The sequence below is a fragment of the Bradyrhizobium sp. CCBAU 11361 genome, assembly GCF_028128935.1.
Taxonomy (GTDB): domain Bacteria; phylum Pseudomonadota; class Alphaproteobacteria; order Rhizobiales; family Xanthobacteraceae; genus Bradyrhizobium; species Bradyrhizobium niftali.
Genome location: NZ_LBJZ01000079.1, coordinates 1 through 943, shown reverse-complemented (window position 1 = coordinate 943; position 943 = coordinate 1). Strand labels below are relative to the sequence as shown.

Below are 943 nucleotides of genomic sequence, written 5' to 3'. Positions count from 1 at the left end.
CAGGCCGGCGACCGCCGCATCGAGGCTGTAGCTCAGAGTGGCGCCGTCATCGACGTCGCTGTCATTGCCCGCGACCGTGCCGGTGATGGTGCTGTCCTCGCTGCCGGCATTGGTGTCGGCGACCGCGACCGGCGCGTCGTTGGTGCCGGTCAGCGTGATGGTCAGCGTCGAGTTCGAGGTTGCACCGTGCTCGTCGGTGACGGTGTAGTTCGCCACCACATCGGTGGTCGCGCCCTGCGCCAGGTGCTGGTAGGCGGCGTTGGCGGCATCAAAACTGTAGCTGCCGTCGGGGTTGATCGTCAGGCCGGCCACCGCGCCGGTCTGCGCATAGGTCAGGACCGCCCCATCATCGATGTCGCTGTCGTTGCCCGCGACCGTGCCGGTGATGGTGCTGTCTTCCAGGCCGCTGTTGGTGTCGGCCACTGCGACCGGCGCATCGTTGGTGCCGGTGATGTCGATCGTGACCTGCTGCGTGGCGAGGCCGCCATGGTGGTCGTCGACCTGGACGGTGAAGCTGTCGGCGAGATGCTCGCCGGCGGCGAGCGCATCGACGGCGCCGCTGTCGAGCACGGTGTAATGCCAGGTGCCGTCGGGATCGACGGTGGCGGTGCCGTGGGCGGCGGCGACGCTGACCGAGAGCGTGTGGGTGTCGCTGGCATCGACGTCGGAGAAGGTGACCTGGCCGGTGGCGGTCTGGGCTGCGGCCGGGAGGTCGTCGCCTTCCGACACGGTGCCGGACTGCGCGGCCGAGGTGATCACCGGCGCGTCGTTGGTGCCGGTGATGTCGATCGATACGACCTGGGTGGCGAGGCCGCCATGGTGGTCGTCGACCTCGACCGTAAAACTGTCGGCGAGATGCTCGCCGACGGCGAGCGCATCGACGGCGCCGCTGTCGAGCACGGTGTAATGCCAGGTGCCGTCGGGATCGACGGTGGCGGTGCCG

General features: G+C 69.1%; 1 protein-coding gene. It reads right to left on the bottom strand.

Annotated elements, in window-relative coordinates:
* A partial coding sequence (locus XI08_RS09925) for a VCBS domain-containing protein (RefSeq protein ID WP_271574274.1) occupies positions 1-943 on the bottom strand: 943 nt, incomplete at both ends.